The following is a 15,793-nucleotide window of genomic DNA, read 5'->3' on the forward strand; positions in this document are numbered from 1 at the left end:
GCCGAGCGGACGGGTCGCTATGTGGTCCGTCCGCTCGGCAGTTCGCAGTCGGGGCACCGCGACGGCACACCGGTCCAGCCGAGTCGAGTGAGCATCAGCCCGACCTTGCGGGCCGTGCTGCACGGCCGGTCGTAGACCTGGCCCCAGCCCAGCCGAAGAGTGCGCCGATCTGATCCGACGGCCGCATCCAGGTCGCGCTCCAAGTCGCGGTCGCGGGCCCGTACCTCGTCGTGGAACAATCGGCCGTCGAGTTCGACGACGAGACACCATTCGTCGTAGTCGATGTCGCGGAAGCCGCGACGGCCGACTCGCGTCGGCGCCTGCCGCCTCGGGGTGGGCAACCCGTGAGCGCGCTCGACCCGCGTCAAGTAACGGTGTTCGAGGACCGAGCAGGTACCCGCCTCTACGTCGTCGAGGACCCCGTTGACCAGGGCGCGCCGCGAGTACCACTTTCGCTCGGCCAGTACGCGGCGCAGACGGTCCACCGTCGTCACCCGTGCCCGCACAGAGTCGGCCAGGACGGCGATCGTCTCCAGTTCGCCTGGCGCTGTCGCCGCGACGTCAAGCACGGCGTGTTCGATGCGAACGCGCGGTGGCCGAGCCGTTCCCATGACCCGCTCGGCCAATCCGGAGTAGCGATGCACGACTACCCCGGCCCGGCGGGGCGCAGCACTCTTGCGCCCGACGGCGAGATGGATCGGCTGGCCGCTCATCGAGTCGAGACCGCCCGCTCGCAGCGCCGATTCATGACTCAGCGCCGCGCCCGGCACGCTCAGCACCGCGGCCCAGGCGCGCTGGCGCCACGTCAGCGGTCCGGTGTGATTGATGAACACTCCCCGACTCAGCCGCACCCATTGCCTCCTGCGAACTCGATGGCGTAGCCACGCCAGCGACACACCGCAGTCGAGAAGCTGTCGCCGCGTGATGACACCGTCCTGGGCTAAGAGGAGTTCGTCGAGTTCACCGGTCGGGGCCATGCTCTAAGCGTGCCCCGGCTACCACACCGGAAGGCTTGGAAACCAGCCCGGCCTGTGGACAGCGCAGCGCATGTGGAAACCGATTCTGCCGAGCGGACGGGTCGCTATGTGGTCCGCCCGCTCGGCAGTTCTGCCTCGCCGGCCTCATCGGGCTCGTCGACGAGCGGATGCGCTATCTCGTCGCGCCAGAGTCTGGCGGCGACGTAGAACACCGCGGCGATGGGTACCGGGATGAGTCCGGCCAAGACGAAGGTCGCGGTGAGTCCAAGAACTTCGCTGACCGGTGCGGCGATCGCCATGGACACCGGCATCAGTGCGATAGATACGAAGAAGTCCAGACTGGCGACCCGCCCGAGCAGAGCGGGCGGTACGCGTCGCTGCAGCAACGTGCCCCACAGCACCATCGGGCCGTCGAACAGGATCCCGGTGAGGAACCCGGCCAACACCACCATCCAGGTGGCGCTCGCGACACCGACCAGGACCAGCGGCAGACTCGCCAGTCCCCAGATCGCGAACATGACGGTGAGGTAGCGGCGCGGCATGGGGATCGACGCGAAGAACAGCGATGTGAGCGCAGCCCCGACGCCGAATGCGGCGAGTACCAACGCGTGATCCGACGCGTCGCCGCCGACCCGTTCGCGCAGCAGGAACGGAATCAGCACCTCGATGGGACCCAGCGTCGCCAGCACCAGAACCGACGAGAAGAACAGCGTCGCCCATAGCCATGGAGTCCGCCACAGATAGGCGAAGCCCTCGGCGAGGTCCTTGAACACACCCTGGATCGGGTTGCCCGACAACGTGTTCGGATCCCGCCGCAGCGGGACAGGTGCCATGGCCAAGTAGCACAGACCCGAGAGGATGGAGGCGACGGCGGCCAGGAGGACGGCGTAGCCCGGCGCCGTCGCGGCGATCACCCATCCGGCGATCATCGGTCCGACCGCCTGGTACGCGACCGGCCGCAGGAATCCTTCGACGCCGTTGGCGGCCTGCAGTTGCGTCGGCGCCAGGATCGCCGGCAGCATCGCCGAGTACGCCGGGTAGTACATGCCCGTCGTGACACCGGCGAGCAAAGCGGCGATGACGACATGCCACATCTGCAGCGTGCCGGTGAGCGAGGCGATTCCGACGGCGGCGAACACGGCGGTCTTCGCCACTTCGAGTGCGATCACGATGCGTCGCTGGGATACCCGATCGGCGAGCACTCCACCTGCCAGGGTGGAGACGACCATGCCGATGGCCGCTGCCGCCGTCGCCACCGAGACCTGTGTCGGCCGACCGCCCAGTCCGATGACCTGCCAGACGAGGGTGATCGCCCACACGCCGTCGGCGAAGATCGACAGGATGAGACCGCCGACGAGCCACCGGTACTGCCGGCGCGCGAACGGCGCCAGCGCACGGGGCAACTGGACGTGTTCGTGTGGCGTGCGGGCTGTGGTGGTCACGAATCGAGCATGCCCGATCCGCCCGGATCAAAGCCACGGATTTTTCGTGGTCGGAGATCGCTGTCGAGCGCGTCCCCGTGGGTGGTCGAGGACACACCCTTGGCATCCCGGCCAACGATGGTCTCGATACGCCCGCGTCGCTTCGCTCCCCGGGCACTCGACCACCGAATAGAAGAACACCGACTCACAAACACCCGACCCGTCCAGAGCGCGGCCCCATGGGTAGTCAAGTGCCCCGACGCTGGGCGTGTCGACCCCATGGGTGGTCGAGTGCCGGCGAGCCGCCAGGCGAGCCGGCGTATCGAGACCAGGCGAGACAGCGGCTAGTTGTCGCCGTCTCCGTCGCCCTGCTCGCTGTCCTGACCTGGCTCCGGCGGACCCTGGTCGTCGCCGCCCTGATTGCCATCGCCCTGGTTGCCATCGTTCTGGTCACCCTGCGGACCTTGCATGTCGGGTTGCCCGGGCTCCGGCGGGCTGTCGGGACCGCGGAACTCGGTCTGGCCCGGCTCCGGCGGGGCCTGCGGCTCGGGCGCGGGAGCCGGCGGGGCCTGCCGCTGCTGCGGATGAATGTAGCTACCGGCCGGGCAGGCGGGATCCTGGTTCGACGCGCAGTACTGCCGCGTCAGGTTGTTGTTCGTCGAGCCGTCCGCCCCGGTGGGCCCGCCGGCGATCGGCCTCCCGTTCGCGTCCCACACTCCGGTCGCACTGCGGTCGCCGCCGTTCTCGCGTGGGTTCGTTCCGGCACCGTGGTTCGGGTTGGTGCAGATCGTGCCCTCGCACTTCACGTAGTGCGGTCCGCCCTTGGGGTCGCGCTGCGCGTTCGGTCCGACGTAGCTGCCCTTGGGGCAGGCCGGGTTCTGGTTGCGCGCGCAGTATTCCTGGGTCAGATTGTTGCCGGTCGAACCGTCGGCCCCGACCGGGCCGCCGTTGACGGGCTTGCCCTGGGTGTTCCAGTAGCCGTGTTTGTCGTGGTAGGGCGTGAACTGGCCGACATAGCTACCCACCGGGCAGCGAGGATCCTGGTTGTGCGCGCAGTAGTGGCGGTCCAGGTTGTTGCCGGTCGAACCGTCGGCCCCCTTCGGACCGCCGTTGATCGGGTACCCGTCGATGTCCCAGCCGGCGGTTCTCGGATCCGGTTTACTCGGGTCACCGGTGACGGCCGCCGAACCCGGCGGGGCCTTCGAGGACTCCGCGGTGTCGTCACCGTCCGAACTGCATCCTCCAACTATCAGAACCAGCGCCGCCAGTGCCGAGAATACTCCGAGAAATCGTTTCATGATCTACTCCTGATCCGCATCGGATGAGACGCGCAATTAGTCGATTGGCACGTCAATCCGGACGGTATCAGCTTCCCGTCGCGTAGGCAGCCGAATCTCCATCCGACCGGAAAAGGAGGCTAGATCGGCATCAGGTAATGCTTGCGCGGATTGCGGATGATGCGCTTGTCGCGCAACTGCGCCAGCGCCTTGCGGAGTTGCAACCGCGTCTCCGACGGTTCGATCACGGCGTCGATGTACCCCTTCTCCGCGGCGAGATACGGGTTGGCCATCATGACGTTGTAGAAGTCGATGAAGTCGCGGCGCACCTTGTCCGCGTCGGCCGCCGACAACCCCTCGGTCTGCCTGCGGGTCAGCAGAACAGCGGCCGACTCCGCTCCCATCACCGCGATCTTGGCCGTCGGCCACGCGAAGTTGAGGTCGGCACCGAGCTGCTTGCAGCCCATCACGGCATAGGCGCCGCCGTAGGCCTTGCGCAGCACGACGGTGATCTTCGGGACGTCCGCCTCGACATAGGCGTAGAGGAACTTGCCCGAGCGCCGGATGGTGCCCTTGGACTCCTCGACGACGCCGGGCAGGATGCCTGGGGTGTCCACCAGGAACACCAGCGGGATGTTGAAGGCGTTGCAGATGCGAACGAAGCGGGTCGCTTTCTCGGAGGCGTCGGTGTCGAGCGTGCCCGCCATGACACTCGGCTGATTGGCGACGATCCCCACGCTGTGCCCGTCGACGCGGGCGAACCCGGTGAGCAGGTTCGGTGCGAACAGTTCGCCGATCTCGTGGAAAGCGCCGTCGTCGAACAGGCGGATGATTAGATCTTTCATGTCATAGCCGGCGTTGTCGCTGTCCGGCATGAACTCGTTGAGGGCGAGATCGGACTCGGTGACCTCGGGCTCCAGGCCCGGGTTGATCACCGGCGGCTCCTCGTGACAGGTCGACGGCATGTACTCCAGGTATTCGCGTACCCAGTCGAAGGCAGCCTTCTCATCCTTCGCGACGTGGTGGATGTTGCCCCACCGGGCCTGATTGTGCGCGCTGCCCAGATCCTCGGCCGACGTGTCCTCGCCGTTGACCGCCTTGAGGATGTCGGGACCGGTGACGAACATGTAGCTCTTGTCCTCGACGCCGACCAGGATGTCGGTGTTCGCCGGGGTGTACACCGCGCCGCCCGCGCACTTGCCGAGGATGATCGACACCTGCGGGGTGAGACCGGACAGCAGTTCGTTGCGGCGGCCCATCTCCGCGTACCACGCGAGCGACGTGACCGCGTCCTGGATGCGCGCGCCGGCCGAGTCGTTGATGCCGACCATCGGGCAGCCGGTCTTGCCCGCGAACTCCATGAGCGCGGAGACCTTGCGGCCGAACATCTCGCCGACCGAACCGCCCATGACGGACTGGTCGTGCGAGAAGGCGGCGACCGGCCGGCCGTTGACCAGACCGTGGCCGGTGACGACACCGTCGCCGTAGCCGCTCTCACCGGCTCCCGGTGCCTTGACCAGTGCGCCGATCTCGACGAAGGTGCCCGGGTCGAAGAGCATGTTCAACCGCTCGCGCGGGGAGCAGATGCCCTTGGCCGCGCGTTTGGCGATCGCCTTCTCACCACCGGGTTCCTTGGCAGCCTCCAGCTTCTCGCGGAGGTCGGCGAGCTTACTCGCGGTCGTCTGGCTCATTCGCCCAGTCCCTTCATGCGCATCGGCGCCCTACGAGCGCAGATTCTTCATGCGTTCGGTCAGGTCGGTACCGATCTTCGAGATGTACGGCTCGTCGACGATCGACAGGTGGTCACCGCCGACGTGCAGAATCTCCAGGTCGTCGACGACTTCGCCCCAGCGGCCGTCCTCGTCGATCTCGGCCCACTTGGGCTCCAGCTCGATCGCCCCGTCGTGCATGCGGTCGGCCCGGTAGAGGACGACCTTGCCGTCGTAGGCCTGCGGCTCGATCTGGTCGAGGATGCGGTTCTCGATGAACGACGTCCGCTGGTGCTCGATGATGCCGCCGGGGATCTTGGTGCTGCTCATCGCCATCATCTCCATGATGATCTGGAACTGCCCCTCGTCGTCGGCCTCGACCAGCCGGTCCATCGGGATCGGGATGTCCTCGTCGAGGTCGTAGTTGCGGATGGCGAAGTCCTTCCACCGCTCCAGCCGCTCCCGTTTGGTGTCGGGGGTCTCGACGAGATCCTCCTTGGGGCGGACGACGTCGATCAACCCGAGAACGGCCACCTCCTCGCCCGCCTCGCGCAGCAACTGCGCCACGCCGTAGGCGAGTGCGCCGCCGAAGGACCAGCCGACGAGGACGTACGGGCCGTGCGGCTGGACTTCGCGCAGCCGCGGCAGGTACTCGCGCACCCGGTCTTCGATCGGGCCTTCCACGCCACGGTCGAAGCCGATGACCGGCTGATCGTCGGGCAGTCGTTTGAGCAGTGCCTCGTAGGCGCTGGTGTTGCCGCCCGCAGGATGGAACAGCAGGACCGGGACCGGGTCGCCCGCCGACGTGTCGTAGGTCTTCTTCCCGTCCGGCACCAGCCGCAGGTAGCGCAGGAACCCGTCGGTCGCAGCGCCCGCGTCGAGGTACTGGCGTACGTACTCCGACATCTCCTCGATGGTTTCGGAATCGAGAATGTCCTCGACATCGACGTCGCCGCCGGTGCGCTCGTTGAGCTTGTCGGTCAGCTGCTGGGCGACGTCCTCGCTCAGCACCGGCAGCTTGTTGAAGATGCCGCCGGCCGACTTGCCGGTCACGACCGCGTACACGCCGAACGTCAACCGCTCCGCCGCGTCGCGCGGCGGGACGTCGGAACCGGCCGCGGCCGCGACCGCCGCCTGATCGGTGAGGTCGACGGCCTTGGCAGCCGGGCTCTCCTTCGGGGCGGCCTTCGACGTCGGCTCGCTTGATCTCGATACACCCGCCTCGCTTCGCTCCTCGGGCACCGGTGGGTTGAGTGGCGGCGACGAAGGAGCCGCTGTATCGAAACCTCGACCCTCAGAAGTCGGCTTCGCCTCCTTCTGAGTCTTTTCCTTGGCGAGCTGCTCGTCGATATAGGCGTTCAGCGCCGCGGTGTCGAGTTCGCCGCCGCCCGCGGCGTTCTCGGCCAGGGTGTCGAGCTGGTCGCGATGGGTCACGGCGAAGGCCACGAACTTCTCCACGTCGGCCAGGCTCGCCTGCCGCATCGCCTGCAGCTGCAGCTGCGGGATGTCGAACTCGTACTCCACGCGGTTCTTGATGCGGACGGCCATGAGCGAGTCCAGGCCCAGCTCGATCAGCGCGACCTCGCGCGGCAGGTCCTCGGGGTCGTAGCCCATCGACTCGCCGACGATGATCGCGAGACGGTCGCCGACCTTTTCGCCGGACGCGGGATCCCACTTGTCACCGATGTTGTCGACGACTTCGTCCTCGACGATCACCTTGTCGTCGGCGAAGGCTGCGGCACCGGTGTGCTGCTGGTCGCGTTCCGACTTCGTCTCACCATGGTCTCGATACGCGGACTCGCCTAGCGGCTCGTCTCGCACTCGACCACCGTCAGGATACGCGGCCTCGCCTAGCGGCTCGTCTCGCACTCGACCACCGTCAGAAGGATTACTCCCATTGGTGGACGCACTCGACGACCCAGACAGACGACCACCGTCAGAAGCGCCGCTCCCGTCGGCGAAGGCAGTCGACGTACCCGTCACGACAGCCTCGAACAACAACCGGAAGTGCTTGCCCTCCGGGGCGTGCACGGTGACCGAACCGCCACCCGGATGCGGGCTCAGCGTCGTGGTGAGGGTGCCCGACGACGGGATGTCGCCGTGGGTCTCGCTCGCCCCGACGGTCGCGTCGGCGAACACCTGCGACGCGGCCGCGGCGACGAGCGCACGAGGATCGTCGACGGCGGAGGCGTTGACCTCCCAGGCGTGCCGGCCGTCGGGCAGCGCGACGTGGCTGCCCGGGATCTTGCCCGCGCCCGAGCCGCTGGCGAGTTCTGCGGTCAGCCAGTAGTCGCGGCGGTCGAAATGCGTGCGCGGGATGTCGGCGAAGTCGCCCGCACCGAAGAGCGCCGCGACGTTGCACGGATGACCGTGGACGTACAGCTTCATCAGGGCGTTGACGAGGCCGTGGCTCTCGTCCTCCTTGCGCTTGAGCGTCTCGACCAGCTCGGCGTCGTGCAGCCCGGCACTGAACGTGACCGCCGCGACGGAGATCAGCACGGCCGGGTTCGGCGACAGCTCGACAAAGGTGCGGTGCCCGTTCTCCACCGATTTCGCGATCGCCTGGCTGAACCACACGCTGTGGCGCAGGCCCTTGAGGAAGTAGTCGATGGTGTGCACCGGCTCGTGGCCCGGCCGGTAGAAAGTCTCCCGGTCGACCGAGCTGTAGAAACCGACGCTCGGCCGCTGCGGATCGATTCCGGTGAGCTCGTAGGCGAGTTCGCCGAGCAGCGGGTCCATCTGCGACGTGTGGCTCGCGCCCTTCGTCTGCAGCTTCCGCCCCAGCTTGCCCTCGGCCTCGGCTCGTTCGACGATCGCGTCGACTTGTGGCTCCGGTCCGCCGATCACGGTGTGCGTCGGCGCGGCGTACACGCAGATCTCCAGATCCGGGTAGTCGACGAGCACGCCCTCGATGTCCTCGGCGCTGTATTCGACGAGCGCCATGAGGCGGATGTCATCGCCGGCCAGCATCGATTCGCCCTCGCCCATCAGCCGCGAGCGCTGACAGATGACGCGGGTCGCGTCCTCCAGCGACAGGCCGCCGCTGATGTAGGCGGCCGAAGCCTCGCCCATCGAGTGGGGCACCAGCACACCGGGCACGGCGCCGAAGTGGCGCATAGTGTCGGCCAGCGCGACCTGGATCGTGTAAATGCCGACCTGGCTGGTCTCGATGCCGTAGGTCTGGGCGTCGTCGAGGAACATCTCGGCGATCGAATAGCCCAGCTCCCGCTGCACGTACTCGTCGACGCGGTCGACGTACTTCTTGAAGACCGGGTTCTCCAGGTAGAGCTGCTTGGCCATCTTGCGGTGCTGTGAGCCGAAGCCGGACAGCAGCCAGACCGCCGACGCCGGGTCGGGCGCCTCCGCGGTGTAGACGATCGGATTGCTCTTGCCCTCGGCGACCGCCGTCATGCCCTTGATCGCGTCTTCGTGGCTGCGCGCCATGACGACGCTGCGGGTACGACCGTGGTTGCGGTGCGCGAGGGCCCGGCCGATGTCGACGAGCGGGGTGTTGCGGCCTTCGTCGGACTCCAGCCATTCGACGAGCCGCTTGGCGGCCTTGCGGCGGCGAGACGAGACGAAACCGGAGATGACCAGCGGGATAACCGAGCCCTCTTGGGCGCAGGGGGCGAAGCCCTCGGCGGGATCGACCTCGACCTCGTCGACGGTCTCCTCGTCCTTCTTCGCCTGCGCCGCGAGGATCGCCCGCTCGGCGTCGGTCAGGTACTCGTCGTCGTCCTCGTCTGACTCCGCGGCCGAAGTCTCGGCCAGGGCGGTGCCGTCCGCGGACTCGTCCTGCGCGGCCGCGTCGCTGGACGGCGCCGGATGCAGATCCGAATCGAGGACCTCGCGCACGACCAGGTGCGCGTTGGTGCCGCCGAAACCGAAGCCGGATACGCCAGCGACGGCGTGCCCGCTGTAGCGCGGCCATTCGGAGATCTCGTCGTTGACCTTGAGATTGGTCGCCTCGAACTGGATGTACGGGTTGGGGCCGGCATAGTTCAGCGAAGCCGGCAGCTTGTCCTTGGTCAGCGAGAGCACGACCTTGGCGAGCGCGCCCGCGCCCGCCGCGGATTCCATGTGCCCGAAGTTCGTCTTGGCCGAGCCCAGCAGCGCGGGCTTGCCGGGCTCGCGCCCCTTGCCGACCACCCGACCGAGGGCGTCGGCCTCGATCGGATCGCCGAGGATGGTGCCGGTACCGTGCGCCTCCACGTAGTCAACGTCGCGCGGGTCGACCGCGGCATCGGTGTAGGCCGACCGCAGCACCTCGACCTGAGCCTCGGGATTTGGCGCGAAGATGCCGTTGGACCGGCCGTCGGAGTTCACCGCGGATCCCGCGATGACCGCGAGGATCTGGTCGCCGTCGCGCCGGGCGTCGGCGATGCGCTTGAGAACGAACATGCCGCCGCCCTCGGAGCGCACCATGCCGTCGGCGTCGGAGGAGAAGGCCTTGATGTGCCCGTCCTTGGCGACCGCGCCGATCGTGTCGAAGCCGACCGTCGCCGCCGGGGTGAGCAGCATGTTGACGCCACCGGCCACCGCGACGTCGGATTCGCCCGCGCGCAGGCTCTGTACCGCCTGGTGCACCGAGACCAGCGACGACGAGCAGGCGGTGTCCACCGCCACCGACGGGCCGTGGAAGTCGAAGAAGTAGGACGTGCGGTTGGCGATGATCGAGGTCGCGGTACCGGTCAGCGCGTAGGCCGCCGTCTCGTCGGAGCCCTCGCCGAGGCCCAGTGCCGCCAGCAACTGGTAGTCGTTGGTCGAGGTGCCGACGAAGACGCCGACCTGTCCGCCCTTGAGGTCGCTGGGCGGGATATGCGCGTGCTCGAGCGCCTCCCACGTCAGCTCCAGCACGAGCCGCTGCTGCGGGTCGACCATCTCGACCTCGCGCGGGCTCATCTGGAAGAAGTCGCCGTCGAACGCCTTGACGTTGTCGAGGTAGCCGCCGCGCAGGTTGCGCTTCTCCAGCACCTCGACCATGCGGGGATCGGACCGGAACTCGCTCCACCGGTCCTCGGGCAGCTCGGAGATTCCGTCGCGCCCGGTAATCAGGGCCTCCCACGTCGACTCGGGGGTCTCCCCGGCCTTGGGGAACCGAGTCGAGAAGCCGACGATGGCGATGTCGTCGTCGGCGTTGCGCTCGCGCTCCCAGAAGGCGTCGACGTCGTGGAGTCCCTCGTCGGGATCGCCTTCGATGATGCGCTTGGCCAGCGACGCGATCGTCGGGTGCTGATAGACCACCGTCGCGGTCAGCACCACGCCGGTCTTGTCCTCGATGTCTCCGCCCAGCGCGACCGCGTCGCGCGACGACAGCCCGAACTCCTCCATCGGACGGTCCTCGGAGATCTGGTCGACCGGCATGCCGGTCGCCTCCGACACCCACTCGCGCAGCCAGTCGCGCAACTCGGCGACGGTCAGGTCGCCGATGGTCTCACCGGCGGTTCCGCTGGTCTCGGGCGTCGACTGGTCGTCGGCACCGACGGGTGCATCCTCGTCGGGCGGCGTGCTATTCAGTTCAGACATCGGGTCCAGCCTACTGGTCGGGCGCGTCCGGGAAGGCAGTCTGCTGGTAGCCGCCCCGCAGCGTGCCATCGACGTAGGCCGCCTTGGCCGCGCGTCGCGCGATCTTGCCGCTGGAGGTGCGCGGGATGGAGCCGGCGGGCACCAGCAGCACGTCGCGCACCATCACGCCGTGGCGCTGGGCGATGGCGGTGCGCACGGTGTCGGCGATCTCCTGCGGGTCGACCCGCTTGCCCGGGCCGCGCTCGGCGACGATCACCAGCTGCTCCGACGAGTCGTCGGCGTCGTAGGTCAGACCGCTGCTCGAATTCTCGAAGACGACGGCGGGCAGTTCGTTCGCGGGCACCGAGAAGGCGGCGACGAAGCCGGGGCGCAGCGACGAGCTGGCCTCCTGCGCGCTGAACTCCAGGTCCTGCGGGTAGTGGTTGCGACCGTCGACGATGACGAGGTCCTTGACGCGACCGGTGATGTAGAGCTCGTTGTCGAGCCAGACGCCGTAGTCGCCGGTCGCCATCCACTTGGCGTCGGCGTCGGTGCCCTCGGCGTGACTGCCCGACTCCAGCGGCTTGGCGAGCTTGTTGAAGAAGGTCTTCTCGGTCTCTTCTTCCTTGTTCCAGTAGCCCTTGCCGATGTTGAGGCCGTGCAGCCAGATCTCGCCGACGTGACCGTCGGGGCGCTCGGTGCCGGTCTCCGGATCGACGATAACGGCCCACTGGCTCATCGCGACCTGGCCGCAGGAGACCTGCGGAACGGCGTTCGGGGCATCCTCGTCGACGAGGGTCAGCTTGCCCGCGTTGAGGTCCTCGCGGTCAACGTAGATGATCTTCGCCTCGTTCTCGCGCGCGGTCGCCGAGACGAACAGCGTCGCCTCCGCCATGCCGTAACACGGCTTGATCGCCGTCTTCGGCAGACCGTAGGGGCCGAACGCGTCGTTGAACTTCTTCATCGAGCTCACGGTCACCGGCTCGGAGCCGTTGATCAGGCCGATGACGTTCGACAGGTCCAGTTCCTCGCCGTCCTTGGGCAGGCCGCGGGCGGCGGCGTGCTCGAAGGCGAAGTTCGGTGCGGCGGCGAAGGTACCGGCGCCGTCGCTGTGCGCGGCGAGTTCCTTGATCCAGCGACCCGGGCGGCGCACGAAGGCCTGCGGGCTCATGATCGTGATGTAGCGACCGCCGAGCGCCGGCAGGATGACCGTCAGCAGACCCATGTCGTGGAACATCGGCAGCCAGGTCACACCGCGCGAGTTCAGGTCGATCTCGATGGTGTCGTAGATCTGCAGAACGTTGGCCGCGACGGCCAGGTAGGTGATCTCCACACCGGCGGGGACGCGGGTCGAGCCCGAGGTGTACTGCAGGTAGGCGACGGTGTCCTTGTTGTGGTCCTTGCCGGCGACCGGCGCGACCCACGAGGAGCCGACCGAGTCGGGCACGGCGTCGACGGCGATGACGCGCGGACGCTCCTTGGCCGGACGGTCGGAGAAGAAGTCGCGAACGGCCTCGGCCGACTTGGTCGACGTCAGGATCGCGGTGGGTTCGCAGTCGTCGAGGACGGCGTGCAGGCGGTCGGTGTGACCGGGCTCGTCCGGGGAGAACAGCGGAACGGCGATGTTGCTGGCGTACAGGGCGGCGAAGAAGCCGATCACGTACTCCAGCGACTGCGGCGCCAGAATCGCGACGCGGTCACCGTGCTTGGTGACCTGCTGCAGCCGGGCCGCGACGGCACGCAGCCGCTTGCCGAACTGCGCCCAGGTCAGATCCTGCGCTTCGCCGTCGCGCTCGCGGGAGTAGTCGATGAACCGGTATGCCAGGGTGTCGGCCTGGTCGCGAACGTTTCGCTCGACATAGTCGACGAGGGTGGCCTCCTCGGTGAAATGGAGGTTTCCATCCTTGTCGAGGAACTGTTCAAACTCGGTGTTCAGCATTCGTACTCCTGTGCCGTGTCCCGCGAAGCGGTTCCACGGCTGTTCTAGGGCCTCCGCGGCACGCAGTGGGGGCTGCAGACCGGCGGTGGGTCGTGTGGTCAGGTCAGGTTGTCCCTAGTCCGTCGCGCGCATCGGCGAGCCCGCCGCGGTCATACCGCGACGCGCCTGTCGGGCGCGGATCCTCGGCTATCTTACTCTCCCTTGAGAATGGGAATGATCGGCGCGAACGCATCCATCTGCGTGGGGAAAACGCCCACGTAGGACATGGCGGTCCGCTCGCGCACGTTGCGGATCTGGTCGGCGATCTCCTCGAAGGAGCCGATCGCGATGTACGGCGAGCTCAGCACGTCGTCGACGGTGAACTCCGTGTCCCGCTCGATGTTCGGGGGGTAGCCCTGGTCGAGCGCCTTGAGCGCCATCTCGGCGGTCGCGACACGGTCATCGGTGATGACGATCACGGCGATCGTCCAGTTCAACTCGATGTCGTCGAACCGGTCGCCGGCGACGTCGCGGATCCGGTCGACCCGCTCTGCCGTCTTGTCGATGGTCATGTCCGACAGCTTCATCTTGCCCTCGGGCGTGGTGCCCGGCGCGACGGAGATGATGTCGGCGTGCTTGGCCGCGAGCGCCAGCATTTTGGGGCCGCCACCGCCGACGGCGATCGGCGGACGCGGGCCCTGGCGCGGGCGGGGGCTGCCTTCGAGCCCGTTGATCTGATAGAACTCGCCGTCGAAGTTGACGGTCTCGCCGCGCATCAGACCGTCGAGGATGGTCAGCGCCTCGTCGAGCCGGCGGATGCGTTTGCCCGGGGATTCGAATTCGATGCCCGCCTTGTCGAATTCGTCCTTCATCCAGCCCGCGCCGATGCCCAGTTCAAGGCGCCCCTTGGAGAGGACGTCGATGGTCGTGGCCTCCTTGGCCAGGATCGCGGGGTGGCGGAAACCGTTCGCCAGCACCGACGTGCCCAAGCGAATGGTGCTCGTCGCCTGAGTCAGCGCGCCCAGCGCGGCCATCGGACCGACCTGATTGCCCAGGTGGTCGGGGACGGCGAAGGTGTCGAAGCCGTACTCCTCGGCGGTTTGGGCGAGTTGGACGAACTTGCGCGCGCCGCCCTCTTCCTTATTGCCCTCACCACCGGCTCCGAATCGGAACTTCCGGGTCATCCACCACTCCTGTATCGGCCATCAGAAACTCAACCGACGATACGGTACGCGGTCCTCGCCTAACCGGCCAAATGCGCGATCGTGAAGCTCCGATGCTGATCAGGAGTGTTTAGGGCGCGGCGCGGCCTCGATCGCGCGCACCGCCCAGGCGTACATCCACTGCGTTGCCGTCGCACCGTTGTACTGCCAATACCGCTTCGTGGCGTACATCGCGTGAACCGGGTTGGTCGCCGCCCCGGCCAATTGCCCGACCGCGCGCAGCGGGTTGGCGATCGTCGGCGAATCGCAGATGAGGTCGCCGGGTGCACAGATCCCGGACACACGGTCGTGCAGCACGCCGAACCCGCCGTTGCGCGCGCCGTTCATGGTGATGCCCGGCACCAGGTTGCGGAAGCCGCCGAGCGCCACCTCGGCACCGACGCCGGGCGGGTTCGGGCCGATGTTGATCTGCTGGTCGACGACGCGCCTTCCGTCGGCGATCAGCCCGACGCCGATCACCAGATCCTGATCCTCGGGGTCGAGCACGCCGCGGCCGTTGCCGATGTTGCTGGCGATGTCGCCGGCGATCACCGCTCCCTGCGAGAAGCCCATGATGACGTAGGACGTGATCGGGCAGCGCTCGTTGAGCTTCTTGATGTGCCCGGCGGTCCGGGCGTAGCCCTGTCGGCGCGACACGTCGTAGTCGGCCTGGCGGTCGGTGAGGTTGGTCGGGTTCCGGAACTCGGCCGTGTACGGGATCGTGTAGACGCGTGCCCGGTTCGCCGAATACTTCTGGCCGAGCGCCTTAGACACCCGCAGCATCAGCGAATTCGGATTGGCGCGCGGATTGAACGGGTCGTCCTTGGCCGACGACTCCCACGTGCCCGGGATGACGACGACCTCGACGTCGGGACAGTCGGCGGATTGGGAGTCGGGCCGCTCCGGCGGAGGCGGAGGCGGCTGCGGGCCCGGTGTCGGCGCGCAGGCCCGCAGGATCCACAGCAGCAGTGCGATCACCGCGACGAGAATGAGGATGACGACCAACCAGCGGCGCATCCGGCCGCGCTTGGCTCCGCGGGCTCCGCGAGAGGACCCAGTGTTCTTCGCGCTCATCGGGTCAGCAGTAGTTTTCGTGCGCGGCCCGAATGACCTTGTCGGCCTTGATATTCGCCTGCTCGACGGTCTTCTCGCCGGGGCCGACGGCGGCGACGACGAAAGCCTTCATCGACGTCGGGTCGCCGTTCTTGCCGCGCTGGTCGCACACGAACTGCGCCATGGTCAGGGCAATGGTGTTGTCGGTGTCGCCCATGATGGTGACGTTCATCCGCTTGAGCGCGTCGAGGTAGCGCTTGGTCTTGGCGTTCACCGGGGCCGTGGCCTCGCCCGACTTGTTCGTCGAGCCGGGGAAATCCGACGGCTGCGTCGTCGACGGGTTGGGCGCGGTGGCCGGCATGCCCGGCTTCGACGTGTCGGTGCCCGACGGTGCCGCGATCGACGTGGGGGATTCGAAATGCGTGGTCGTTACCGAGGTGGCGGTGATCGGCGCGCTGGCCGTCGAATCATCACCGCCGCACGCCGTGCACATGCCCACGATCAACCCGGCCGCTCCCGCGGCGAGTGTGATGCGCTGCAACCTGGTCACCGTTTCCCACTTTCCTCGCACTGCCCGATCGTCGGGCACTCAACCGCAAAGATTACCCGCGATTGGCGCCCAAACCGCGCAGCAAATGCCGCCACCTGCGACGACGCCCGAGATTCTTGGCGATATCTCAGTCCGGGGCCAGCGATCCGACAGCTAAGCGTCGCCAGGTGTTGTCTGCGCC

9 protein-coding genes are annotated in these 15,793 nt (G+C 67.6%); all 9 read right to left on the reverse strand.

Annotated elements, in window-relative coordinates:
* Positions 1-17: 17 nt before the first annotated feature.
* Positions 18-977 (reverse strand): type IV toxin-antitoxin system AbiEi family antitoxin domain-containing protein, encoded by a 960-nt coding sequence (locus GOARA_RS08350; protein WP_040522306.1) that lies wholly within the window; start codon positions 975-977, stop codon positions 18-20.
* 104 nt (positions 978-1,081) lie between these two features.
* Positions 1,082-2,419 (reverse strand): MFS transporter, encoded by a 1,338-nt coding sequence (locus GOARA_RS08355; protein ID WP_050947211.1) that lies wholly within the window; start codon positions 2,417-2,419, stop codon positions 1,082-1,084.
* A 323-nt stretch (positions 2,420-2,742) separates the two neighbouring features.
* Positions 2,743-3,696, reverse strand: coding sequence for a hypothetical protein (locus tag GOARA_RS20200; protein ID WP_007321907.1), 954 nt, complete (start codon positions 3,694-3,696; stop codon positions 2,743-2,745).
* Positions 3,697-3,815: 119 nt separating this feature from the next.
* On the reverse strand, positions 3,816-5,366 hold the full coding sequence (locus GOARA_RS08365) for an acyl-CoA carboxylase subunit beta (protein WP_007321908.1): 1,551 nt from the start codon (positions 5,364-5,366) through the stop codon (positions 3,816-3,818).
* Between the two features lie 30 nt (positions 5,367-5,396).
* A complete protein-coding gene (pks13, locus tag GOARA_RS08370) occupies positions 5,397-10,910 on the reverse strand; it encodes a polyketide synthase Pks13 (RefSeq protein ID WP_007321909.1) in 5,514 nt (1,837 codons plus the stop codon).
* A gap of 10 nt (positions 10,911-10,920) precedes the next feature.
* Positions 10,921-12,828 carry a long-chain-fatty-acid--AMP ligase FadD32 gene (fadD32, locus tag GOARA_RS08375; RefSeq protein ID WP_007321910.1) on the reverse strand — a complete coding sequence of 636 codons (1,908 nt, stop codon included), beginning with the start codon at positions 12,826-12,828 and terminating at the stop codon, positions 10,921-10,923.
* 191 nt (positions 12,829-13,019) lie between these two features.
* Positions 13,020-13,991, reverse strand: a complete 972-nt coding sequence (locus GOARA_RS08380) for an LLM class F420-dependent oxidoreductase (RefSeq protein ID WP_007321911.1) — start codon at positions 13,989-13,991, stop codon at positions 13,020-13,022.
* Between the two features lie 99 nt (positions 13,992-14,090).
* Positions 14,091-15,083: a cutinase family protein gene (locus tag GOARA_RS08385; RefSeq protein WP_007321912.1), complete on the reverse strand. Its 993-nt coding sequence runs from the start codon at positions 15,081-15,083 to the stop codon at positions 14,091-14,093.
* A 4-nt stretch (positions 15,084-15,087) separates the two neighbouring features.
* Positions 15,088-15,612 carry a DUF732 domain-containing protein gene (locus tag GOARA_RS08390; RefSeq protein WP_373277738.1) on the reverse strand — a complete coding sequence of 175 codons (525 nt, stop codon included), beginning with the start codon at positions 15,610-15,612 and terminating at the stop codon, positions 15,088-15,090.
* Positions 15,613-15,793 lie beyond the last annotated feature (181 nt).

The sequence above is a fragment of the Gordonia araii NBRC 100433 genome (assembly GCF_000241265.1).
Classification (GTDB): Bacteria; Actinomycetota; Actinomycetes; order Mycobacteriales; family Mycobacteriaceae; genus Gordonia; species Gordonia araii.